Genomic DNA, 23,972 nt, shown 5'->3' with positions numbered 1-23,972 from the left:
CCTTCACACACGACCCCTTAAAACAAAAAAGGATCTGGAATTGCTCGAAAAACATTCTCTTGACCGTTGGACCCTTGAAAACGCCCTGGACCTCTACGGCGTCCGGAACTGGGGAGCCGGTTATTTCGACATTTCCCAGGCTGGGGAAGTCATCATCACCCCCATCCCTGACCGCAAGGATCTTTGCATCAGCATCCCGGAACTCATCGCAGGCATCCGGGCCAGGGGCAAGGAGATGCCCGTGCTGCTGCGCATTGAAAATATCCTCGACTCCCAGATCTCCCACCTGCACTCGGCCTTTGCCGGAGCCATCCAGAATGCGGGCTACAAGGGCAGTTTCCGGGGTGTCTATCCCATCAAGGTCAACCAGCAAAAACAGGTGGTAGAAGAGGTAGCCAGCTTCGGAGCCCGCTACCACCACGGGCTTGAGGCCGGTTCCAAGGCCGAGCTCATCGCAGCCCTCTCCTTTCTGAAAGACCCCGAAGCCTGCATCATCTGCAATGGCTACAAGGACGAGGAATTCGTGGATCTCGCCCTCTGGGCCTGCAAAATGGGCTTTCCCTGCTTTCTTGTGGTGGAAATGCCAGGAGAGCTGGATCTGATCCTCAAACGGGCGGCCATCATTGATGTGCGGCCCCGCATCGGTGTCCGCATCAAGCTTGCCTCCAAGGCCGGGGGACACTGGACGGATTCCGGCGGCGACCGCAGCATCTTCGGCCTCGACACCACCCAAGTGGTGAGCCTTGTGGACCGGCTTCGGGATGTGAACATGCTGGATTGTCTCCAGCTGCTGCACTACCACTTAGGCTCCCAGATTCCCAACATCCGGGACATCCGAAACGCCGTGCTGGAAGCCTGCCGGATTTACGTGGGCCTCATCAGCGAAGGAGCGGCCATGGGCTACCTCGATCTCGGAGGCGGGCTGGCCGTGGACTACGACGGCTCCCACACCAACTTCGCCAGCTCCAGAAACTACAGCATCGACGAATACTGTGCCGACATCGTGGAAACGGTCATGGGTGTCATGGACGAGGAAGAACTGCCCCATCCCATCATCATCACGGAGTCGGGCCGGGCCACGGTGGCCTACTACTCCGTGCTCCTTTTCAACATCCTGGACGTGAGCCGCCTGGAACCCCAGCCCTTCCTGAGCGACATCCCCGAAGACGCGCCGGACATCATCGCAAACCTTGTGGATGTTCTGCATTCCTTAAGCCTGCGCAACCTTCAGGAATGCTTCAACGATGCCATCTACTACAGGGACGAACTGCGCCAGCGCTTCCAGCATGGAGCCGTCACCCTGCGGGAGCGCTCCCTCGGAGAAACCATCTTCTGGCACATCATCCACACCATCGCCTCAGAAGTGAAAAAGCTTCCCCGCATTCCGCCGGAACTCAGCGAGCTGGACGATGCCCTGGCCGACATCTATTACGGCAACCTATCGGTTTTCCAGAGCCTTCCCGATGCCTGGGCCATTGATCATCTCTTTCCCATCATGCCCGTGCACAGGCTTCTTGAAAAACCCACCCGAAAGGCCGTGATCGCAGACATCACCTGTGACTGCGACGGCAAGCTCGACAGCTTCATCGACATCCACGGGGTGAGAAAATCCCTGCCCCTCCATGATCTGAAGCCGGACGAGGAATACTACCTCGGCGCCTTTCTTGTGGGCGCATACCAGGAGACCCTCGGGGATCTGCACAACCTCTTTGGGGATACCAATGTGGTCAGCGTGCGCATCCGGGAGGACGGCACCCTGGATTATGTGAAGGAAATGGAAGGGGATTCCGTGGCCGACGTATTGAGCTACGTGGAATACAGCCCGAAAAACATGGCCGAACGCTTCCGCCACACGGCAGAAGCGGCCATCAAGGCGGGCTTCATCAGTGTGGAAGACCGCTACAAGGTCATGCAGGCCTATGAGGCGGGACTGCGGGGCTACACCTACTACGAACGCTGAGACATGCTGGAAACCGAAAAAAAATCCATTACGGTCTTCAGCAAGACACAAAGGAGGCAAAACATGTCCAAGGTTCTCATCATTGGGGCTGGCGGTGTCGGTCAGGTGGTGGCCCACAAGTGCGCCCAGCTGCCCGAAGTCTTTTCCGAAATCATGCTGGCAAGCCGCACCAAGGAAAAGTGCGACCGCATTGCAGCCACGCTTCCCCGACCCATCCGCACGGCAAGGCTGGATGCCGACCATGTGGCCGAAACCGTGGCCCTGATCCGGGAGTTTCAGCCGGAAATGGTCATCAACGTGGCCCTGCCCTATCAGGATCTCGCCATCATGGATGCCTGCCTGGAAACGGGCGTGCACTATCTTGACACCGCCAACTACGAGCCCCCGGATCTGGCCAAGTTCGAATACAAGTGGCAGTGGGCCTATCAGGACCGCTTTCAGGAAAAGGGCCTCATGGCCCTCCTCGGCAGCGGCTTTGACCCCGGTGTCACCAATGTCTTCTGCGCCTACGCCCAGAAACACCATTTTGACGAAATCCATGTGCTGGACATCATCGACTGCAACGCAGGAGATCACGGTAAGCCCTTTGCCACCAACTTCAACCCGGAAATCAATATCCGGGAAATCACCCAGAGGGGCCGGTACTGGGAAAGGGGCGAATGGGTGGAGACGGATCCCCTCTCCTGGTCCATGACCTATAATTTTCCCGAAGGCATCGGCCCCAAAAAATGCTTTCTCCTCTACCATGAGGAGCTGGAATCCCTGGTGAAAAACCTTAAAGGCCTGAAGCGCGCCCGCTTCTGGATGACCTTTTCCGATGCCTACCTCACCCATCTGAAAGTGCTGGAGAATGTGGGCATGACCCGCATTGATCCGGTGGAAATCAAGGGCCAGAAAATCGCGCCCATCGAATTCCTGAAGGCCGTTCTCCCTGACCCCGGCAGCCTCGGCCCCCTCACCAAGGGTCGCACCTGCATCGGCTGCCTCATGAAAGGCGTGAAGGACGGAAAGGAAAAAACCGTTTACATCTATAATATATGCAGCCACGAAGAGGCCTATGCGGAAGTGGGCTCCCAGGCCATCTCCTACACCACAGGGGTACCGGCCATGATCGGTGCCAAAATGATGCTCACCGGCAAATGGACGGGCAAGGGGGTCTTCAACATGGAAGAGCTGGATCCTGATCCCTTCATGGAAGCCCTGAACCAGCACGGACTGCCCTGGAAGGAAGTGATTCTCTGATGTCAAGGGACAGTCTCGGGGAAGCCTTAGGCTTTGACCCCCACGCCATTGCCACGCCAGCCTTTGTGGTGGATGAAAGACGCATTGAAAAAAACCTTGCCCGCCTGCGGGAGGTGAAGGCCAGAACGGGATGTCACATCCTCCTGGCCTTAAAGGGTTTTTCCATGTTCTCCACCTTTCCTCTCATCCGGAAAAGCCTTGACGGCACCTGCGCCAGCTCCGTGCACGAGGCCATGCTTGGAAAGGAAAGCTTTGGCGGCGAGGTGCATGCCTTTGCCGCCGCCTTCAGCAAAGAGGACATGGAAAGCTTTCTTGCCCTCACCGATCATCTGGTCTTCAACTCCTTTTCCCTGTGGGAGCGTTTCCGGCCTATGGTGGCGGCTTGCCCCAGGAAAGTGAGCTGCGGCATCCGGGTGAATCCCGAACGCTCCGTGGGCAGAGTGCCCATCTACGACCCCTGCGCACCGGGCTCCCGCCTGGGAGTGAGGCCAAAGGACTTCCGGCCCGATCTTCTCGAAGGCATCGAAGGACTGCATTTCCACGCCCTCTGCGAGCAGAACAGCCATGAACTGGAAATCGTGCTGGAAGGCTTTGTCCAGCACTTCGGGGAATTCATCCCCGCCATGAAATGGGTGAACTTCGGCGGTGGCCATCACATTTCACGGCAGGACTATGACCTCGAAAAACTCTGCCGCCTGATCACGGATTTCAGAAAACGCTTCAACAACATCCCCGTGTACCTGGAACCAGGAGAAGCCATTGCCCTGGATACGGGCTTTCTGGTGGCCGAGCTCCTGGACATCGCGGGCTCCGGCCCGGATACCCACGCCATTCTCGATACCTCCGCCACCTGCCACATGCCCGATGTGCTGGAAATGCCCTACAGGCCGCAGATCATCGGAGCCGGGGAAGAGGGGGAAAAGGCCCACACCTACCAGCTGGGAGGCCTCTCCTGCCTTGCCGGGGACAATATCGGCCGCTACAGCTTTGACACTCCCCTCACCGTGGGCGACCGGCTGGTCTTCACGGACATGGCCCACTACTCTATGGTGAAAACCAACACCTTCAACGGCATCCGCCTGCCCTCCATCTACCGCCTGGACATGGACGGCAGGCTGCATCTGGAACGGGAATTCGGCTACGGGGATTTCAGAACCCGGCTGGGCTGAATGACAAAAAAACAAGATTGAAACCTCAAGATGGCAGGCTCCGGCCTGCCATTTTCATCCCGGATAAGGAAAGTCTTTCATGGAAATCCCCAGCGCCTACCCCTTTTTTCTTGCCTCGGAAAACCCCGGAAACGCCCCGGAAAACTGCCTCTTCCACGTCATTCCCGTGCCCTGGGAAGCTTCCGTCTCCTATGGCGGAGGTACGGCAAAGGGGCCTTCGGCCATTTTAAAGGCTTCGGAACAGCTGGAGCGCTTTGACGGCGTGGATGAACCCGCAAGGCTCGGTATCTGGACCCACCCGCCCGTGGCCTGCGAATCCGGCCCGGCCAAGGTACTCTCCCGCATCGCTTCCGCCTGTCAGGGGCTTTTGGCCCAATACCACATTCCCGTCCTTCTGGGAGGGGAACACACCGTGACCCTGGGCGGCCTCATGGCCGCAAAGGAGCGTTTCGGAGAAATTGGTGTGGTGCAGATCGACGCCCATGCCGATCTCAGGGACAGCTACGAGGGCAATCCCTACAGCCACGCCTGCGTCATGCGCCGGGCTCTGGACATGGGGCATCAGGTCTTTCAGGTGGGCATCCGCGCCCTCTCCTCAGAAGAGGCGGACTTCCGGGAGGCATTTCCCGTAAGACACCTCGATGCTGCCGCCCTGGCCCTGTCCGGAATTCCGGACAGGCTCCTGCCCGAAGATTTTCCCGAACGCATCTGGCTCACCATTGATGTGGACGGCCTGGATCCCTCCATCATGCCTGCCACAGGCACCCCTGTACCCGGCGGACTTTCCTGGTATCAGACTCTCGATGTCATCGCAAAGGCCGTGAGCGGCCGGAAGATCGCAGGCTTTGACCTTGTGGAGCTTGCCCCCATCGAAGGCCTGCACCATGCGGACTTTCTGGCCGCCCACCTTGCCTATCAGACCATGGGTCTCATTGGCCGCCTTTCCCGGCTGCCCTGAATGGCATGCAGGCTGCGGCCTGCATGCGGTCAGGTGCCTTCACACAAAATTCGACCATACAGAACAGCGGGTCTTTTATACCCGGCCTGAATCAAACTGTGTTTTTTTTATCCATCCTTTTTTCCTTTTCCGAAAAAAAATGCCCAGCCTTCTCCGTTTTCATCCCTCTTTTCCGGGGTTCTCTTTTTTGATCAAAAAAATAATATTTATTTTCAAATGCTTAAAAACACCCCTTCTGAAAAACACAAAATAAAGAACTGTGGCACGCAGAATGCATAAAGAGAAAACGAATCCAATGAACGGATTCAAGGTCTCACCCTGGTCGGCTTGCTGTTCTGCGGCAAGCGATCCCTCACAAGAACCGGAATAATTACCGGCCCCCCTCTTTTCCCCTGCCCATTCCCTGCCATGCCGGGCGCCCCTTCGACCAGGGTGCCCGGCGGTATTCCTCCCTCTCTTCGAACTCCCTGAAACACCCCCGTTTTTCTTGTAAAATTCCTGTACCAGGCTCAAAAACCGCCCTTTTTCGAGTCTGGACTGTGGTGAATTTTATTTTTTGCCTCGCCTAAAAAAATCATTGACACAAAAAAGCGCCTTGTGTATTTTTGGCAAGACTAAAGATTGAAGTCCACCACAAGGAGATACCCATGACCACAATCCTCATCGTTTACGGCTCCACCACGGGCAATACGGAAACCGTTGCCTCCATGCTGGAAAAACAGCTTGCAGCCAAAGGCTTAAAAATCACATGCAAAAACGTGACGGACACCCCCGTTGACGAACTCAAGTCCTATGGCCTTCTGCTTCTGGGATGCTCCACCTGGGGAGAAGATGAGATCGAATTGCAAGACGATTTCATTCCTTTCTATGAAGCCCTGGACACAACCGTACTCAAAGGCAGAAAAATCGCCGTATTCGGATGCGGAGACAGCTCCTACACCTACTTCTGCGGCGCTGTGGATGCCATTGAAGACAAGGTCAAGGCCTCAGGCGGCAAACTCCTCATTGAAGGCCTGAAGGTGGATGGGGAGCCCGGTGATGCCCGCAAGGAAATTCTCGACTGGGCCGATGAACTGGCTGCAGCCCTTTAAGCCTGATGTCCTCTGCGGTCTTTACGCCCAAGGTGAGAAGACCGCAAAATCCCAACTCCCCCATACCCTGACCCCAAAGGAAGGCAGACATGACCAAAAAACAATCCAAAGTAATGCGAACCTTCCAGATCCGGATGATCACCCAACTGGCCCAGGGCACCTTTTCTTCCATAGACCTTAAAAACGAATTCTTTGTGAAGTGGCTGGTGGGCTACATGGCCGACAACCAGATCCCCTTCCAGCTCATCCCCTTAGGCGCAGGCGTTACCCGAATTGTTCTGGCAGGTTGCCTCTGTCCCCACTGCCAGGGAAAAGGCTTTTTTTCCGATCCCAGCGTGATGACAAAACGGCCAGCACTTCTGGACGATTTACAAGAAGAAGACATGGAAGAAGCATCCCCTGCCCACCCCGCGACCTGCGGCGGCAACTGCGCCTGCGAGAACGGCTGCGCCAGCGGCGGCACCTGCTGCCAGACGCGCCGCAGGGCCGCCTGAGTGTCCCATCCGCTGGTCCTCCCCGTAAAGACCAGCGCCCTCCGTCTCCCCCCACATCCGGCCCTCCCTCCACACCGGAATAAGGGGTGACACCTCCTTCCCATCCCCCAATCCCCCCCGCATCCTCTCCCCTCTTAAGTCCCAAAGGCCTTCTTTCCCTTTATCCGGCCTTCTCCATCCGGTCCTGCTTTCCTCTGTCACAAGCTCCCGCTTGACAAGGCCCCTCTGCTTTCGGATACTCCCCAGCAGATTTTTTGCCCAACCTGCCTTTTCCCTGGACTTTCAACGCCAGGAGGCCGCCTTTCCTTATGTACCAACCTGCGGAGCGTTTTCATGAACACCCACCCCCAAACCTGTGTACAACGCTATCTCGAAATCGAATCCCTGCTGCACCATTTTTATACCTTTTTCGATTACTGCGCCGCTGTGTGCATTCCAGGCCTCCTTGCCCTTTCTGGCGGAGCCCCTGTGGCCGCCTGCTGCAAAAACCGCTATTACCGGATCTATGACCTGGAGCACCCCTCCTTTGACCTGCTTCGCAAGGAACGGGAAGCCCTGTACGGCAGACCCGAAGATCAAAAGGAAAGCTCTTTGGTAAGCCCCTGCGAATATCACGGAGAAAAAGGCTGCCGCCTGAAAAGCCACAAAAGCCCGGTCTGCTTAAGTTTCATGTGCCGCCCCGCCATTGAGAATCTGCGGGAAAAGCACAACATCTTCACCTATGATTATCTGGGCTTCAATTATGCCCTGGAGTGGATTCTCTCGGGAGATATGGGAGAAAGGGAGTGGGAAAATTTCAGGGAAAGTCTTTTAGAGATGATCCGTAAGGTGTCCGGAAAACAGGGGAAAGCCCAGGGGAGCCTTCCTGAAAAATGAAGGAAGGAACTAAAAAAAACACCGGGCAGGGGCATCCTCCCCCTGCCCGACCCCTTATTTTCATGATGAAACGGCCCCATAAAACTGAAGGCCCGGCGGAATACATTCAAAAAGAAGGGCTTCCTGCGGTATCCGCCCTCCTCTGGGATCCTGAAGCCAGGCGAGACACCCCCGCAATCCTTCTTCATCCAGAACCAGGGGGGCGGCCGCTGGCCTGCGGATCAGAGCCAAGCGGCAGTCCGGCCCCAGATCCAGTTTTTTCGCCCCCAAAGGTGCCTCTTCGGGATTGAGAAGCCTGACACCGGAATACAGAAGCTTTCCCGTACAGGGACCGGGCCGGACATGGCCCGCAAGAAGAGGAGCAATACGAAGACCATCTTTCATGGCGCTGAGGCGGAAAAGCCCCGCATCCCAGCCCGATGCGGCCAGACGCGCCGCTTCCCCTTCAAGAAAGTCCTCAGGCCCTTCCAGAATGAGCTGGCGCAGATACCCGTTTTCCGTCAGCCCTTCATCGGAAAAGGCGGCAAGCGGTGAGGTCTTCATGCGTAAGCCCACCTGCTGAAAACGGTGCTTGTAGGCAAAACCACAATAATTCACACCTAAGGGCAGATCCATATCCCTGGAAAAACGCAAAAGACGTAAGGCCGTAATTTCCGACTCCATCACCGTGAGGTGAGCGTCCCGGATATAGGTATAGTTTCTTTCCAGAAGACGAGGGAGATTGTGGGGGGTCAGCCGGAGCTGGTGGAGGTTCAGATACCGGATACCCGCTTTGGCCATCTCCGGCATTTTCAGCATCAGAAGGGCTTCCTCTTCGGGAATGGCGGGAATCTCAATGGTGACGGTGGGGATGTGATCCACGGCAAGGATCGCCTTTTCAAGGCTGTAGCCCATCGCACCAATGTCAAAACGGATCTCGTCCAGCCCTGCTGCACCAAGGGTTTTAAGCTTTGCCGCATCCGCCAGAATGCCGTTGGTGTACATCCAGATATGCACCTTCTTTCCCAGACGCTCCCGCACGGCCCTGAGGTAAGAGAGGGTGCGATCCAGGGTCAGAAGGGGCTCCCCACCGGAAAAACTCACCCCCTTAAACCCTAAGGCTGCCACATACTCCGCATAGCCTTCGGGGCTTGCAAAGGTCAGCCCCTGGGACACGGGGAGACCCAGCTCCTTCTGGGGGGCAGGGCAGTAAAAGCAGGAGGCGTTACAGCAGCCATTGATGAAAAGACAAGACCACTGGCCTGCGGCGCAGAGGGCGCAACCCGGCGACAGGCGGGACATATCCGGCTTGGTGCCTTTGCATCCGGGGGTCACCACACCCGCCACAGCAGAAAGCAGCATCCGCCGCTCCTCCATGGCCTGAACAGCCCTTTCTCCTTCGGCAAAAACAAGACGCCCCACACCTTCTCCATACTCCCGGAAATTCTCATCTTCAAAACAGGGCTGTTCCTGCACAAGGGCCATGGACACTCCTTACTGGAAATTCAACATGTATGGGGGAGAAAAACAGACATTTTTACAGCGAAACCTCCTATTTTTGCAAATAAAAAAGGAGGCCCACATCCGGAACCTCCTTTCCCTGAGAATTCAAAATCCTGGATTTTTTTGATGACGCCCTGAATCAGATTTCTTCCCTGTCCGTCCGGGTCAACGTTCCCCCGGTACGCTCCACAGCGCCATCACTCCATCCACCACGCCCCTGTCTTCCCTGACCAGCACCGCATCGCCCCCGTCCTCCGCAGCGCCCCTGCATTCTCGCCTGAGACGGGGAAACGTCCTGGGTTTCCGCCCTGCCTTTTCCCCGACCACAGGGGCCAAGCCCTTTTCCTGTCCCCGGTCCCTGTCCAGCGGGGCCCTGTCCGTTCATTCCCGGCATATGCGCCTCCTTTTTCTGTCTGAAGGATGTCACTTCCCGTGGTTAAAGGACGGGAGAGGGCTCCAGACTCATTATGAACATATGCCCATAATGCGCCCAGAGCAAGACCCATTTCAAAAAAGTTTTCCCAAACCTTAAACGTGCCCAAAGACACGACAGGGGCCAGCCCCCTGGGCTGAGTCCCCTGTCGTTCAAGACCCTATGAAAACCGTAGCGAGTTCAGTCCTTGCTCCCCTCGCCCTGCCCATCCATTGCATGCAGGCCTCCCGGCAGCTGCACACCGTGATCCGGATACAGGCAAGCCCAGGGCCTGTCCTGCAGTTCCTCCAACATGGCAGACAGCACCGGCTTATTCGAAAAAGATCAATAACTGTGCTCAGGCCCCGGAAACTCCCCGGAGCGCACCGCATCGCCATAGGCCCGGAAACCCTTGAGGGTCTCGGCCTTCAGATCCGCAAACATTCGTGTGAATTTGGGCATATAGCCAAGGTTCAGTCCCAGCAGATCGTGCATCACCAGAATCTGCCCATCACAGTGAACCCCGGCCCCGATGCCAATGGTGGGAATGGCAAGCTCCCTTGTGATGCGCTCGGCAATGGCTGCGGGAATGCCTTCCAGCACCACGGAGAAGGCCCCTGCCTCCGCCACCTGATGGGCATCGGCCAAAAGCCTTTCTTCATCCCGCTGCACCCGATAACCGCCCATGGCATGGACACTCTGGGGCGTGAGACCGATGTGGGCCTGAACGGGAATGCCCGCATCCACCATGGCGCGGATGGCCTCCGTCACCGTGGCCCCGCCCTCCAGCTTCACCGCAGCGGCTCCCGCCTCTTTCAGAAAAAGCCCCGCATTGCGTACCGCCTCCCGGACATCGGCCTGGTAGGAAAGAAAGGGCAGATCTCCCACCACAAGGGCCCGCTGGGCAGCGCGACTCACCATACGGGTATGATAGAGCATTTCCTCCATGGTCACGGGCAGGGTATTTTTCTGACCCTGCACCACCATGCCGAGGGAATCCCCCACAAGAATCAGGTCTGCCCCAGCCTCATCGGCCAGACGGGCAAAGGGATAATCATAGGCGGTGACCGCCACAATTTTTTCTCCTGCGCCCTTCATTTTCAAAAGATGTGTCGTACTTACCGATGCCATGCTTTTCTCCCTTCCTGCGCCGGACCTCTGGATCGTTTTCCGGGCAAGCCCGACTCCGAATTTTGCAGGTGAACCGCCTTGATTGATTATGCTTTTCGGCTTTTCCAGCCCGTCCTCTGAACGCCGCTGCCCCAAGGCTGCCAAGTCTCCATTCAAGGAGCGTTTTCAATGCCTATCCCCGCAAGCCCCCCCTGTCAAGGCAGAGAAAGTCTTTTGGGACAAAGCGCCTGCATTTCAAGGAATCCGGTTGACGCTTGCAAGGCCCTGCGATAAGAGAACACGGTTATGGTATTTATTTCACAAGGGGTTCCCCGTCGGACCCTGGAGAATTCTTCAGTCCGATTTTTTCAGGATGGAAATTAAGATGATTCAGCTGATCCGAGGCTTTAAAGATATTCTGCAACCCGAAGCAGGTCTATGGCAGCACATCGAAAAAGAGGCCCGAAAACTCTTTGAGATCCATGGGTACCAGGAAATCCGCCTGCCCATTCTAGAAAAGACGGAGCTTTTTGCCCGCAGCATCGGAGAGACCACGGACATCGTGGAAAAGGAGATGTACACCTTCACGGACCGGGGCGGGGATACCCTCACCCTCCGGCCGGAAGCCACCGCCTCCGTGGTGCGCGCCTATATTCAGCACAAGCTTTCGGGAACGGAGCCTGTGCGGAAATTCTACACCATCGGTCCCATGTTCCGCAGGGAGAGACCCCAGAAGGGCCGTTACCGCCAGTTCTACCAGATTGACGTGGAGGCCTTCGGCATCGCTTCACCTTATATAGATGCCCAGATGATCCTCATGCTGGCCACCCTCATGGAACGCCTCGGGGTCACGGGCATTTCCGCCCACATCAACTCCCTGGGCTGTCCGGACTGCCGTCCCCGTTACCGGGAAACCCTCACGGCCTTCATCGAGGCCCGCAAGGAGCAACTCTGCGAAGACTGCCTGCGCAGAAAGGACAAAAACCCCCTGCGGGTTTTGGACTGCAAGAGTGAATCCTGCCGGAAGGCCATGGCCGAAGCGCCGGAGCTTCTTGACGAGCTCTGCGCCCCCTGTGCCGAGCACTTTGCCGTGGTGCGGCGGGAACTTGACCGCAGATCCCTTGCCTACAAGGTGGACAAACGCCTCGTACGGGGTCTTGATTATTACACCCGCACAGCCTTTGAACTCCAGACGGACATGCTGGGCGCCCAGAGTTCCGTAGCGGGCGGCGGCCGCTATGATGGTCTGGTGAAGGCCCTGGGCGGACCGGACATTCCGGCCATCGGCTTTGCCATCGGTTTTGACCGTCTGGTGGAAGTCATTGCCCAGACCCGGCCTCCGGAAGAGGCAAGACCTGAAGTCTTTTTCATCCCCTTAGGCGAAAAGGCCATGGAAAAAGCCTTTGATTTCTGCATGCAGCTTGCCGAAAAAAAGATTGCCGCAGAAGCGGACTATTCGGGCCGCAGCCTGAAAGCCCTCATGAAGCGGGCCGACCGCCTGGCCGCGCCCAGGGTGGTGATCCTTGGAGAGACGGAACTTCAAAAAGGACTTGCCACCGTGAAAACCATGGCCTCAGGCGAGCAGGAAGATATCCCCCTCGAAAATCTCGTGGAAAGGCTTTCTCTTCCCTGAATAAAAAGGGACTGAAAACCCTCAGATTTTTTTAAAGTACATCCGTAACTATTCAGTAAATTTTCCCCTCTCCCTCTGGGAAAGGGGCCAGGGGTGAGAGAAGAGCGCTGTAAAAAGCATCTTATCCATTGACTTTTTCTAAAGATTTTAAAAGGCTGCCAAAGTCACAAGAGCCCTTTTCTGAATAATTACATACCTCCAACGCTTACGTTCATGAATCAAGGAGAGTTCCCGTGCCGGATATGCTTGGCGATATGAAAAGAACCCACCACCTCGCCAGCCTGGGCCGCCAGGATATGGGTGCAAGTGTGGTACTCATGGGATGGGTGCAGCGCAGAAGGGATCATGGCGGTGTGATTTTTGTGGACCTTCGGGACAGGGAAGGCATCACCCAGGTGGTCTTCAACCCCGAACGCAACCCGGAAGTCCATGCCAAGGCCCACGGCATCCGCAGCGAATTTGTCCTGGCCCTGCGGGGTACCGTGGTGGCGCGACCCGAAGGCATGGAAAATCCCAACCTCAAAACCGGCGCCATCGAGGTCATGGTGGATGAGCTGCGTATCCTCAACACCGCTGCCACGCCTCCCTTTCTCATTGAAGAAAACGTGGAGGTCTCCGAGACCATCCGGCTTCAGCACCGGCACCTGGATCTGCGCAGACCCCAGCTCCAGAGAAGCCTCATCACCCGGCACAAGACGGGTCAGGCCATTCGGAATTTTCTCAACACCCAGGGCTTTCTCGACATTGAAACTCCCTTTCTCACCCGCAGCACCCCCGAAGGCGCCAGAGATTATCTGGTTCCCAGCCGGGTAAACGCAGGCCAGTTTTACGCCCTGCCCCAGAGCCCCCAGCTTTTCAAGCAGCTGCTCATGATCGCAGGCTTTGACCGCTACTACCAGATCGTCAAATGCTTCCGGGATGAGGATCTGCGGGCCGACCGTCAGCCCGAGTTCACCCAGATTGACCTTGAAATGAGCTTTGTCACAGAAGAAGATGTCATGAGCATTGGCGAAGGTCTCGTATCCGCCGTCTTTAAAGAGGTTCTCGGCATGGAGCTTGCCACCCCCTTTGAGCGCATGGATTACGAAACCGCCATGGATCGCTACGGCCTCGATAAACCCGACCTGCGTTTTGGTTTAGAGCTTGTGGATCTCACCGCCATGATGGAGACGGTGGGCTTCAAGGTCTTTGCCGATGTGGCCAAAAAGGGTGGGATGATCAAGGCACTCAACGCCAAGGGCTGCGCCGAGTTCAGCCGCAAGGAAATCGATGACCTCACCGCTTTTGTGGCCATCTACCGGGCCAAGGGACTGGCCTGGATCAAGGTGAAGGAAGACGGTGAATGGCAGTCTCCCATCGCCAAGTTCTTCAGCGAGGAAGAAAAGGCCCGCATGGTGGAGCGTCTCCACATGGAGGCAGGCGACCTCATCTTTTTTGTGGCGGACACCCCCACTGTGGTCAACGAAGCCCTCGGCAACCTCCGCAACCACCTTGGCCGTAAACTGGGGCTTGTGGATGATGCCGTCTTCCGTTTTGTCTGGATTACCCGCTTTCCCATGTTCGAGTATGATGAAACGGAAAAACGTCTGGTGGCCCTGCACCACCCCTTCACCGCCCCTGAAGAGGCGGATTTTGCCAAACTGGACACAGCCCCCCTCAGTGCCAAATCCAGGGCCTATGACCTGGTGCTGAACGGCACGGAAGTGGGCGGGGGCTCCATCCGCATCCATCAGCCGGAAATGCAGCAGAAAATCTTTGACGTGCTGGGCCTTTCCCGCGAAGACTACGAGGACAAGTTCGGTTTCCTGGTGGACGCCTTGAGTTCCGGCGCACCTCCCCACGGCGGCATGGCCTTTGGCTTTGACCGGCTGGTGATGCTGCTCACCCGCCAGTCTTCCATCCGGGATGTGATCGCCTTCCCCAAAACCCAGAAGGCCGCCTGTCTGCTCACCGGAGCGCCCAGCAAACCCGCGCCCTCCCAGTTGCAGGAGTTGGGTGTGCAGGTTGTCGCCGAAACCTAAGGGATAAACCCCAAGCCCAAGGAGGACTGCATGTACATTGGCCGCATCATGCGTACGGATCTTGTTACCGTTCCGCCGGAAATGCCCCTGGCCGAGGCCAGGGAACTCATTGACCAGAAGGGCATTGAACACCTGCTGGTGGTGAACAGAGAAGGAAAACTGGTCGGCGTGGTCTCAGACCGGGATATCCGGCAGAACTGGGCCTCTTCCGCCACCACCCTTTCCAGCCATGAGCTGAACTATCTTCTCAGCAAGGTCACCATGGCCATGATCATGCGCAAGAAAATCGTGACCATCACCCCGGACACCACCATTGAACGGGCGGCCATGATCATCCAGGAAAAACGCATCGGCTCCCTGCCTGTCATGGAAAACGACCAACTTGTGGGTATCATCACCCGCACCGATGTCCTCAAGGTACTCCTGGATGCCATCGGCATTGCCGAAGGCTCCGTGCGTTTTCAGGTACTCATACGGGACCGCCTCGGCGCCCTTGCCGAAATCGCAAGAATTCTTTCCGCAGAAGGCATCAATATCCAGAGCCTCATCTCCTGGCCCATTGACGAGCATCCAGGGGTTTTCCAGCTTGTGATGCGGGTGGCGGCAAGGGATCTCGATGCTGCGGTAAAAAGCCTTGAGGCCGGTGGCTTTGCCGTTCTGACCCGCCATGTAAAGGATCTGACGCCTTACATTCCAAAGGCCTGACCTTTTTTGCTGCGGCCCTGGGGCCGCAGCAGCGTCACTCCCAAAAAAAGCCCAAATGCCCGGCGTTTCTTTTACCCGTGCATTCCACCCCGCAGGCATGTAAGGAAACACCGCTGCCACCCTCTCATGCTTTTTGTCCTTTTCCTGAGGTTCTGTCATGGTATATCTGCAACTGGTTGTCGGCCTGGCCCTGCTCATCAAAGGCGCGGAGCTCCTTGTCAATGGAGCTGTCAGCATTGCCCGCCGCTTCCAGGTTCCGAGCATCGTCATCGGTCTCACCATTGTGGCCCTCGGCACCTCCCTTCCCGAACTTTTTGTAAATATCTACGCCAGTCTGACCGACAATTCCGCCATTGCCGTGGGCAATGTCCTTGGCAGCAACATTGCCAACACCCTGCTCGTTCTGGGGCTTGCGGGGGCCATTTCTCCCCTCGCGGTTCAGCGGGGTACGGTCTGGGCGGAAATTCCCTTAAGCCTTCTGGGTGGTGTCATGCTCGCCGTTGCCGTGAACGATATGTTCTTTGACGGAGCGCCCATCAATCAGCTGACCCGCACCGACGGTCTGGCCTTTCTCGGTTTTTTTCTTATCTTTTCCTATTATTCCTATTCCCTTTCCCAATCCAAGGGCAATGAGCGCCTCACCCCCCCGAAGGAAGCCCGGTATACACCCTTAAAATCCTGGATTTACATGATCCTCGGCATGGTGGGGCTGGGCCTGGGCGGAGACTGGATTGTGGAATCTGCGGTACACATTGCAAGAGAAATCCAGATTTCAGAAGATGTGATCGGCCTCACCATCGTGGCCATCGGCACCTCCCTTCCCGAACTGGCCACCTCCGCCACCGCCGCCTGGAAAGGCAATGCCGCCATTGCTGTGGGGAATGTGGTGGGCTCCAACATCTTCAATATCTTTTTTGTCTTAGGTATCAGCGCCAGCATCAAAGCCCTGCCCTTTTCCATCACCAACAATGTGGACATCGCCGTTGTCATCCTCTCCAACGTCCTCCTTTTTATCTTCATGTTCGTTGGAAAACGCAGAGCCATTGACCGATGGGAGGGCGTTCTCATGGTGATTCTGTACGCCGCTTACATCGGCAGTCTTTTCATACGCAACGGAAGCCTTTAAAAAAAAGAGAACCTGTTTTCAAAAAAACAGGTTTGAAAAAAAGTCCTGATTCCGTTTTTTTTCGTTGACACTTCAGGATCAAAGCCGTATAAGTTGCCTCGTTCTGCTGCAAGGCGGAACGCTGCTCCCCAGTAGCTCAGTCGGCAGAGCAAGTGGCTGTTAACCACTGGGTCCGCGGTTCAAGTCCGTGCTGGGGAGCCAAATTGATAATCCCTGCACACTTTGGTGTGCAGTTGGTTTTTATACCCCCCTGTCCTTTTCGGCAGGGGGTTTTTTGTTTTTACCTCGCCTCCCCCCTTTCAGAAATTTCTTGTTTTCAGCATCAAATCCGTCTACTTTCAGCCATACGCATGCCATTCCCCCTATCCGCCATCTTCCTTCACCCCCCGCCACGGAGGCAGCCCATGCCCCTTTCCCCAAGGCCCCTCGGGGACCCTTCCCACAAGCCCCCACTCCCTTCCCCTCTCAAATCGCCACGGCCTGCTCATGAGCCAAAATCTGCTGTCTTGCAAACCTCCGTCCCTGGGACAGGGCCCAGCATGTGCCCACGCCTCCAACGCACAGAAAAAAACCGTGCGCACAGGACAAAAAAATCCCATCCTTCCGCCAATCCAGATGGAGATGGCCTTGGAAAGACACCAGAAAAGGAAAAATTCCATGCCCATTGACAATCCTCCCCCTCCCCATGGCTTCTGGACGGCAGATCCTGAAAAAAGCGACCTCTCGGCCAAGGCTTTTCAGGAACTGCGTGAAAGGGAAAAAACCTACAGAGATCTTTTTGACCATGCGCCCATCGGCATTTTCTGCTTAACCGCCCAGGGAATCCCCCTTTTCATGAATGCCGCCATGGCCCGCATCCTGGGGTTTTCATCCCCTGAGGCGGTGATAACCCATTCCACAGACCTGGGTGCCGTCTTCTGGCTGCAGCAGGAACAAAAGGAAAAAATCCTCCGCCATCTTCGGGAAACCGAAGCCATGCAACCTCTGGAGTATGTGCTGACCCGTGTGGATAACAGGCGCATCTGGGTATGCATGAATGCCCGCATGCGCAAAGGCCTCCATGGGGACGATTTTCTCATTGAAGGCTTTGCACGGGACATCACCGCCCGGAAAGACGCCGAACAAGCCCTTTTGCACCAATCCCGTCTGCAGCATCTGCTCATGGAAATCGCCGCAACCTACATCAACCTGCCCCTCGCCGACGTGGATGCTCACATTCAGAAATCCCTGGGAGATATGGCCTGCTTTGTTAACGCGGACAGGGCCTATATCTGCACCTATGATTTTGAAAAAAAAATCTGCACCAATACCCACGAGTGGTGCAGACAGGGCATAGAGCCCCAGATACACCACCTCCAGGCTGTTCCTTTTTCTTCCATGGAAGACTGGGTGGAAGCCCACGTCCAGGCACGCCCGATTCACATTCCTCTGGTTTCTGACCTGCCCCGCGGCGGAGCGCGGGATGTGCTGGAGCCCCAGGGAATCCAGAGCCTTCTCGCCATTCCCATGGTGCATATGCAGACCTGCCTCGGATTTATCGGCTTTGACTCCGTGCGCTCTCCCCATGCCTATTCCGGCACAGAACAACAGCTGCTCAGCCTCTTTGCCCAGATGCTCGTCAATGTGGGTCTGCGCAAAAAGGCCCAGGAAGACCAGAACCTTCTCCAGGCCCAACTTCTCCAGGCTCAGAAAATGGAATCCGTGGGGCGACTGGCCGGGGGCGTGGCCCATGATTTCAACAACATGCTCAGCGTCATCATCGGTCATGCGGAACTGGCCCTGGAAGATCTTCATCCGGAAAGCCCCCTTCGCAGCGATCTCACCCAGATTCAACAGGCGGCCCGCAGATCCGCAGATCTCACCCGCCAGCTCCTCGCCTTTGCCCGGAAACAGACGGCCATGCCCCAGGTGCTGGATCTCAACGAAACCGTCAGCGGCATGCTCAAAATGCTGCAACGGCTCATCGGTGAAAACATCCGCCTCCGATGGCTTCCCGAAGCCAATCTCTGGCCCGTGCTCATGGATCCGGGGCAGATCGACCAGATCCTCGCCAATCTCTGCGTCAATGCAAGGGATGCCATTGAAGGCACAGGTGAAATCACCATCCGCACCTGCAACGCCTCCTTTGATCCCACCCATGCGGCAAACCACAAGGGGTTTCTTCCTGGCGACTATGTGGTATTATCTGTCCATGACACGGGCTGCGGTATGGCTCCGGAAATCATCCCTCATCTCTTTGAGCCCTTTTTCACCACCAAGGCCGTGGGCAAGGGAACCGGGCTGGGCCTTGCCACCGTCTATGGCATTGTCAAACAAAATGAAGGCTATATCCAGGTTCACAGCACGCCGGGCAAGGGCTGCACCCTGGATATTTACCTGCCCCCCCACAGGGGCGAGACCTGGGCCCTGGATCGGGAAAAGCCCCGTCTTCTCACCGGCAGGCCCCATGAGACCATTCTGGTTGCAGAGGATGAACCCGCCATCCTCAAGATGACCCAGAGAATGCTGGAAAGCCTGGGATATACGGTGCTGGTGGCCTCCTCCCCGGAAAAGGCCCTGGAATCCCTCCAGAGCCATACGGATACACTGGATCTCCTCATCACGGATGTCATCATGCCGGGCATGAACGGCAGGGATCTTGCAGATATGCTTTCCCGCCTGCATCCGGGATTTAAAACCCTTTTCATATCAGGCTACACCGCGGATGTGATTGACAGGCACGGCGTTCTTGATGACGGCGTACACTTCATCCAGAAACCCTTCAGTCGCACGGATCTTGCCCACAAAGTCCGTGAGGTGCTCGATGAACCTTAAAGAGGATCCTGTTCCGTGCCCCCAAAGGATCTTCTCTCTGCAAAACCTGCCAATGCTTTAAAGAAAACCTGAAGCCTCTTTTTCGCACACTCAAGACGGATTTTCCCCTGCAAGGGAGCGAGCCTCCATGAAAAAATTGTCCGACCTTCTCCTCCGCCTTCCTCCCATCCTTCCCCTGGTCCTGATCATGGGGGTAGCGGTCTTTGTCGCAGGGGGCCTTTACCATTACAGGGCCTCCGCCACCATCCGAACGGCCATCGCCCAGCTTTCCTCGGAAAACACCCTGCGCATTGCCGATCATCTCCAGGCCTTTTTACATCTGCCCCGTCTTGTGAACGACATCAATGCCGACGGCCTTACCCAGGGGCTTTTACCCCCGGGCAACCAGAGTCTTCTTGAACAGCATTTCCGCAGGCAGGTTCAGCTGTTTTCCCAGGTCAGCAGTATTTACTTCGGCAATGCCCGGGGCGGCCTTGCCAATGGCGGTCGGGAGCCCGAAGGCCACAGCACCTATTTCATTGCAACGGATGATTTCTCCGCAGGCCCGTTCAGAAAGTACGCCGCAACCTGGGAAGGACTCCGGGGAGAGGTGATCGCCACAGTGCCCGACTTTGACGCCCGCACCCGGCCCTGGTACCTGAAAGCCCTTGAAAAGAAAGGCCATGCCTGGAGTGAAGTTTACATTCTCTTCACAGGAGACGCCATCGCCCTTTCCGCCAGCCGCCCGGTATGGGACAAAAAAGGAGACCTGCTCGGCGTGGTTTCCGTGGATATCTTCCTCTCCCATATCCGCGACTTTCTGCAGAAAATGCAGATCAGTAAAACCGGTGGCGCCTTTATCATGGAAAAATCCGGTTTTCTTGTGGCCGCCTCCCTTCCGGAAAGCCCCGTACTCCAGCACAAAGATGGAGAAAAGCCCGAAAGACTGCGGGGAACCGAAAGTCCCTGTGAACTGACCCGCAAAGCCAGCCAAGCCCTTTTCAGCCGATTCGGAGGCCTTGAAAACATCCGCACCATGGAAACCCTCACCCTTTCCGTGGGAAAAGAAAAATTTTTTCTTCAGGTTTCTCCCTTAAGGGAAAACAGCCATATCGACTGGCTGATCTGTGTGCTGGTTCCGGAGGCAGACTTCATGACCCCTGTGCTGAAGGCCCAGCACAACACCTTCTTCATTCTCAGCCTTGCCTTTATCCTCGCCCTTTTAACCAGTAAACTTCTCCGGGAAAGGGAGGCCAATTTCCGGAGCTTTTTTGACAGCACCACGGACCTTGTGGCCGTCACCCGTCCCGGAGGACGCATCCTTTTCACCAACAAGGCCCTGCGCAGACATCTGGGCTATTCCGCTCAGGAATGCCATGGCATGCATATTATTGATCTTTACGCCAAAGACAGGCGTGAAGAAGCCAGACAGACCCTTAAAGCCATCCTGGATGGCGACAAGGAAATCTGCACTCTCCCCCTTGCCCGCAAAGACGGAAGCCTGTTCTATGCCGAGGCCCGGCTCTGGCGGGGACGGTGGAACGGCAAGGAATGTATTTTCGGCATTGCCAAAGATATCCGCATCCAGATGGCGGCTCAGGAACGCTTTGAAAGTATTTTCCGCAACAATCCCGCCCTCATGTCCCTGGCCACTCTGCCCGAACGACGCATGGTGGACGTCAATGGGGCATTTCTCGAAACTCTGGGATACACCCGGGAGGAAGTCATCGGAAAAACGCCTTCGGACTTGTCCCTTTTTCCTTATCCGGACCAGCAGTCCCGACTGGTGGAGCGCCTTTTTGCGGAAAACCGCGTGAGCAATACGGAAATCCAGCTTAAGACCAAACATGGCGACATACGCTATGGTATCTTTTCCGGAGAAATACTCGGCAACGGAGACACCTCCTACCTTCTCAGCGTGATGATTGACATCAGTGATCGTAAGGAAGCCGAAATGGCCCTGAATCAGTCCAGGGATATCCTGGAAAAAACCAACCTCGCCCTGGAAGCCTCCATCGCCCAGGCACTGGAGATGACCCGGCAGGCCGAAAAGGCCAATAAGGCCAAAAGCGCCTTTCTCGCCCACATGAGCCATGAAATCCGCACGCCCATGAACGGCGTCATCGGCATGACAAGCCTCCTTCTCGGCACCCGGATGACGTCAAAACAGCGCCATTACGCAGAAAGCGTGCGCACCAGCGCCGAAGCCCTTCTGGAGATCATCAACGATATTCTGGATCTCTCCAAGATCGAAGCCGGAAAACTCGATCTGGAAACCCTCGATTTCAACCTTGAAGAACTCCTGCAGAGTTTCATCAGATCCATGGAAGTACAAGCCCACAAAAAAGGGCTGCGCTTTCTCTGCGCACGGAATCCGGACGTTCCCACCCTGCTCCGGGGAGATCCCGGAAGGCTGCGTCAGATCCTCACCAACCTCGCAGGAAACGCCATCAAGTTCACCCCCCAGGGTGAGGTTGCCATCCATATCCGCGTGGAGCGGGAAGACAAGGACACCGTTCTTCTGCGCTTTGGAGTCCGGGACACAGGCATCGGCATTCCGGAAAAGAAAATTCCCCTTGTCTTTGATAAGTTCACCCAGGCAGACACAGCCATCACAAGGCAATATGGAGGAACGGGTCTGGGCCTTGCCATCGCAAAACAGCTGACCCGGCTCATGGGCGGAGAGATCGGGCTTGAAAGCCAGGAAGGTAAAGGATCGGAATTCTGGTTTACCGCACTCCTGGCGAGACAAACTCCGGATAGCACGCATCCGGTTTCACGGGAAAATGCTGTGCCTGCTTCCCGTCCGGCCCTGCGCTACACCCCCAAAACCCGGGTTCTTCTCGTGGAGGACAATTTCATCAACCAACAGGTGGCCAAGGGGTTTCTGGATACCCTGGGGCTTTCCGTCATCACGGTGACCCATGGCGAGGAAGCCCTGGCAGCCCTCCGGGATTTTCCTTACGACCTGGTGCTCATGGATGTCCAGATGCCTGTCATGGATGGTCTTGAAGCCACAAGACGTCTCAGGGATCCGGCTTCCGGCGTGCTCAACCCCCAGATTCCGGTCATCGCCATGACCGCCCACGCCATGCAGGAGGATCGGAAAAGATGCCTGGATGCGGGCATGAACGATTATGTGACCAAACCCCTTTCCCCTGAGGCTCTCACCCAGGCTCTGGCCCGGTGGCTTCCGCCTGCTCCGGACACGCCTTCCATGGCACGGCCTGCGGAAAAGAAACATCCGCATGCATCCTCCCAGGAAAACCAGATCTGGAATCCGCGCATACTCTCAGATTTTTTCCAGGGAGACCGGGAGCTCATGGAGGTGATTCTCGATGAGTTTCTCAGCACCGTATCCGTGCAGCTTGAAACCCTGGAGGCCTTGATCCGGCAAGGGGATCTGGCCACGGTGCAGATGGAAACCCACAGCCTGAAAAGCGTATCCGCTCATATGGGGGCGGAAGCCTTTTCCTGGGCGGCCCTTCAGATGGAAACCGCGGCAAAGGCGGAAAACCTGGAAGCCGCCCGCCTCTGTCTGCCCACTCTCAGAAAACAGCTGGATGCCTTCCGCAAGGCCATGGGCAAGGCCTGAACAAGGATTTTTTTTCTTAAGAGTGCGGGAAGAAGCCCCCAGAATCCAAAACAGATTTTTCATGAACCCATGCCCCTTCCGGGTCCAGGCAAAGGAGTCCCATGGAAAAAAAACACCCCCTCCCCCAAGGCTCCGAGGCCCCCGAACCGAAGATCCACTGGGATATCTACCGGATTCTCTTTGAAGAAGCTCCGGACAGCATGTTCATGGCCGACCCCCAGGGCAGACTCATCGCCGTTAACGCCAGTGTCACAGCCCTTACGGGGTATGCAGCCCATGAAATTCTGGGAATGCGCATCCAGGATCTCATTCACCCGGAGGATCTCATCAGAAACCCCACACCCGCACAGGATCTGGCCCAGGGCAGGATCATCACCCGGGAAAGGCGGCTCATACGCAAAGACGGCAGCCTCGTCTGGGTGGAAAACCGGGTCCGCATGCTGCCCGACGGCAATCTTCTCGGCATCACCCTGAACATCAGCGACCGCAAACAGGTGGAAAAGGCACTTTCCACCACCAAAGACCAGCTTTCGGAAGCCACGCGTCAAAAACGGGATGCATATACCCAGGCGGAAGAAAGCCGGGCCAGACTCATCGCCATCCTGGAAAGCACCAGTGATCTTGTTTCCACAGCAACACCCGACGGCCGCCTCACCTATCTCAACCAGGCAGGCCGTCGCATGGCAGGCTGGGGGCAGGACGAAAGCCTGGATCAGAAAACCATTGCAGACCTCCATCCCGCCTGGGCTCTGGAAAAAATCCGCAAAGAGGGCATCACAACCGCCACGCGAAAGGGAAACTGGGAAGGAGAAACGGCTGTTTACCATCGGGAAGGACGGGAAATTCCCGTGTCTCAGGTCATCCTTGCCCATCGGGGAAAGGATGGCAGGCTCCATTATCTTTCCACCATCATGCGCAACATCAGCGAGCGGAAACGCACGGAAGAAGCCTTACGTAAAAGCGAAAACCTGCTCAGCAGCATCTACCGCGCAGCGCCCACAGGAATCGGGATGGTGAGCAACCGTACCCTCATGACCATCAATGACAGGGTCTGCGAAATGACAGGGTATACACGGGAAGAACTCATCGGTCAGAGTTCCCGTTTTCTCTATCCCAGTGATGCGGATTTTGAGCGCGTGGGCGTGGATAAGTACGAGCAGATTCACAAAACCGGAACTGGCACCGTGGAAACCCGCTGGCAACGTAAGGATGGAACCATTCTCGAGGTTCTTCTCAGCTCAACCCCCATTCATCCCCAGGATCTCAGCGCAGGCGTGACCTTCACCGCCCTGGATATCACAGAGC

The 23,972-nt window shown here is 56.4% G+C and carries 17 protein-coding genes and 1 tRNA gene; 15 read left to right on the top strand and 3 right to left on the bottom strand.

From position 1 onward, the window contains the following. The first annotated feature begins 40 nt into the window (after positions 1 to 40). The 7 genes from speA to RBR60_RS05015 all read left to right on the top strand — a co-directional run bounded on the left by speA (position 41) and on the right by RBR60_RS05015 (position 7,790). Complete coding sequence (gene speA, locus RBR60_RS05045) at positions 41 to 1,960, top strand: biosynthetic arginine decarboxylase (protein WP_320354792.1); 1,920 nt, start codon at positions 41 to 43, stop codon at positions 1,958 to 1,960. Positions 1,961 to 2,023: 63 nt separating this feature from the next. After that, positions 2,024 to 3,202 carry a saccharopine dehydrogenase family protein gene (locus RBR60_RS05040; RefSeq protein ID WP_320354791.1) on the top strand — a complete coding sequence of 393 codons (1,179 nt, stop codon included), beginning with the start codon at positions 2,024 to 2,026 and terminating at the stop codon, positions 3,200 to 3,202. Further along, positions 3,202 to 4,371 carry a carboxynorspermidine decarboxylase gene (nspC, locus tag RBR60_RS05035; RefSeq protein ID WP_320354790.1) on the top strand — a complete coding sequence of 390 codons (1,170 nt, stop codon included), beginning with the start codon at positions 3,202 to 3,204 and terminating at the stop codon, positions 4,369 to 4,371. The genes RBR60_RS05040 and nspC overlap by 1 nt, the downstream gene beginning before the upstream one ends. 79 nt (positions 4,372 to 4,450) lie before the next feature. After that, positions 4,451 to 5,329, top strand: a complete 879-nt coding sequence (gene speB, locus RBR60_RS05030) for an agmatinase (protein WP_320354789.1) — start codon at positions 4,451 to 4,453, stop codon at positions 5,327 to 5,329. Between the two features lie 647 nt (positions 5,330 to 5,976). After that, positions 5,977 to 6,420 (top strand): flavodoxin, encoded by a 444-nt coding sequence (locus RBR60_RS05025; protein WP_320354788.1) that lies wholly within the window; start codon positions 5,977 to 5,979, stop codon positions 6,418 to 6,420. Between the two features lie 89 nt (positions 6,421 to 6,509). Then, positions 6,510 to 6,914, top strand: a complete 405-nt coding sequence (locus RBR60_RS05020; RefSeq protein WP_320354787.1) for a hypothetical protein — start codon at positions 6,510 to 6,512, stop codon at positions 6,912 to 6,914. A gap of 333 nt (positions 6,915 to 7,247) precedes the next feature. After that, entirely contained in the window at positions 7,248 to 7,790 is a 543-nt protein-coding gene (locus RBR60_RS05015) for a hypothetical protein (RefSeq protein ID WP_320354786.1), read from the top strand. Positions 7,791 to 7,850: 60 nt separating this feature from the next. On the opposite strand, the gene RBR60_RS05010 is transcribed toward RBR60_RS05015, so the two are convergent. The 3 genes from RBR60_RS05010 to panB all read right to left on the bottom strand — a co-directional run bounded on the left by RBR60_RS05010 (position 7,851) and on the right by panB (position 10,815). Next, positions 7,851 to 9,254 carry a radical SAM protein gene (locus RBR60_RS05010; RefSeq protein ID WP_320354785.1) on the bottom strand — a complete coding sequence of 468 codons (1,404 nt, stop codon included), beginning with the start codon at positions 9,252 to 9,254 and terminating at the stop codon, positions 7,851 to 7,853. Positions 9,255 to 9,437: 183 nt separating this feature from the next. Next, positions 9,438 to 9,608, bottom strand: coding sequence for a hypothetical protein (locus RBR60_RS05005; protein WP_320354784.1), 171 nt, complete (start codon positions 9,606 to 9,608; stop codon positions 9,438 to 9,440). A gap of 421 nt (positions 9,609 to 10,029) precedes the next feature. Further along, complete coding sequence (gene panB / locus RBR60_RS05000; RefSeq protein ID WP_320354783.1) at positions 10,030 to 10,815, bottom strand: 3-methyl-2-oxobutanoate hydroxymethyltransferase; 786 nt, start codon at positions 10,813 to 10,815, stop codon at positions 10,030 to 10,032. 364 nt (positions 10,816 to 11,179) lie between these two features. Here panB and hisS point away from each other — a divergent pair, with 364 nt between their 5' ends. The 8 genes from hisS to RBR60_RS04960 form a co-directional block, all read left to right on the top strand. Then, positions 11,180 to 12,427 (top strand): histidine--tRNA ligase, encoded by a 1,248-nt coding sequence (gene hisS, locus RBR60_RS04995; RefSeq protein ID WP_320354782.1) that lies wholly within the window; start codon positions 11,180 to 11,182, stop codon positions 12,425 to 12,427. Positions 12,428 to 12,660: 233 nt separating this feature from the next. After that, positions 12,661 to 14,448 carry an aspartate--tRNA ligase gene (gene aspS / locus RBR60_RS04990; RefSeq protein WP_320354781.1) on the top strand — a complete coding sequence of 596 codons (1,788 nt, stop codon included), beginning with the start codon at positions 12,661 to 12,663 and terminating at the stop codon, positions 14,446 to 14,448. A gap of 30 nt (positions 14,449 to 14,478) precedes the next feature. After that, complete coding sequence (locus RBR60_RS04985; RefSeq protein ID WP_320354780.1) at positions 14,479 to 15,153, top strand: CBS domain-containing protein; 675 nt, start codon at positions 14,479 to 14,481, stop codon at positions 15,151 to 15,153. A gap of 157 nt (positions 15,154 to 15,310) precedes the next feature. Beyond that, a complete protein-coding gene (locus RBR60_RS04980) occupies positions 15,311 to 16,279 on the top strand; it encodes a calcium/sodium antiporter (RefSeq protein ID WP_320354779.1) in 969 nt (322 codons plus the stop codon). A 125-nt stretch (positions 16,280 to 16,404) separates the two neighbouring features. Beyond that, positions 16,405 to 16,480: transfer RNA gene (locus RBR60_RS04975), tRNA-Asn, on the top strand. A gap of 456 nt (positions 16,481 to 16,936) precedes the next feature. Then, positions 16,937 to 19,093: an ATP-binding protein gene (locus RBR60_RS04970; RefSeq protein WP_320354778.1), complete on the top strand. Its 2,157-nt coding sequence runs from the start codon at positions 16,937 to 16,939 to the stop codon at positions 19,091 to 19,093. Between the two features lie 127 nt (positions 19,094 to 19,220). After that, positions 19,221 to 22,667 carry a PAS domain S-box protein gene (locus RBR60_RS04965; protein ID WP_320354777.1) on the top strand — a complete coding sequence of 1,149 codons (3,447 nt, stop codon included), beginning with the start codon at positions 19,221 to 19,223 and terminating at the stop codon, positions 22,665 to 22,667. A gap of 101 nt (positions 22,668 to 22,768) precedes the next feature. Then, positions 22,769 to 23,972, top strand: a 1,204-nt coding sequence (locus RBR60_RS04960) for a PAS domain S-box protein (protein ID WP_320354776.1), incomplete at its 3' end; no start/stop codon positions are given.

This window comes from Desulfobotulus sp., from assembly GCF_034006065.1.
Taxonomy (GTDB): Bacteria; Desulfobacterota; Desulfobacteria; order Desulfobacterales; family ASO4-4; genus Desulfobotulus.
The sequence above is the reverse complement of the archived record's forward strand: the minus strand, read 5'-3'. Positions and strand labels throughout refer to the sequence as shown.

Coding starts and splice junctions, on each gene's coding strand:
- RBR60_RS05040 (WP_320354791.1), top strand. CDS start 2,024: ATGTCCAAGGTTCTCATCATTGGGGCTGGCGGTGTCGGTCAGGTGGTG.
- nspC (WP_320354790.1), top strand. CDS start 3,202: ATGTCAAGGGACAGTCTCGGGGAAGCCTTAGGCTTTGACCCCCACGCC.
- speB (WP_320354789.1), top strand. CDS start 4,451: ATGGAAATCCCCAGCGCCTACCCCTTTTTTCTTGCCTCGGAAAACCCC.
- RBR60_RS05025 (WP_320354788.1), top strand. CDS start 5,977: ATGACCACAATCCTCATCGTTTACGGCTCCACCACGGGCAATACGGAA.
- RBR60_RS05020 (WP_320354787.1), top strand. CDS start 6,510: ATGACCAAAAAACAATCCAAAGTAATGCGAACCTTCCAGATCCGGATG.
- RBR60_RS05015 (WP_320354786.1), top strand. CDS start 7,248: ATGAACACCCACCCCCAAACCTGTGTACAACGCTATCTCGAAATCGAA.
- RBR60_RS05010 (WP_320354785.1), bottom strand. CDS start 9,254: ATGGCCCTTGTGCAGGAACAGCCCTGTTTTGAAGATGAGAATTTCCGG.
- panB (WP_320354783.1), bottom strand. CDS start 10,815: ATGGCATCGGTAAGTACGACACATCTTTTGAAAATGAAGGGCGCAGGA.
- hisS (WP_320354782.1), top strand. CDS start 11,180: ATGATTCAGCTGATCCGAGGCTTTAAAGATATTCTGCAACCCGAAGCA.
- RBR60_RS04985 (WP_320354780.1), top strand. CDS start 14,479: ATGTACATTGGCCGCATCATGCGTACGGATCTTGTTACCGTTCCGCCG.
- RBR60_RS04980 (WP_320354779.1), top strand. CDS start 15,311: ATGGTATATCTGCAACTGGTTGTCGGCCTGGCCCTGCTCATCAAAGGC.
- RBR60_RS04970 (WP_320354778.1), top strand. CDS start 16,937: ATGCCCATTGACAATCCTCCCCCTCCCCATGGCTTCTGGACGGCAGAT.
- RBR60_RS04965 (WP_320354777.1), top strand. CDS start 19,221: ATGAAAAAATTGTCCGACCTTCTCCTCCGCCTTCCTCCCATCCTTCCC.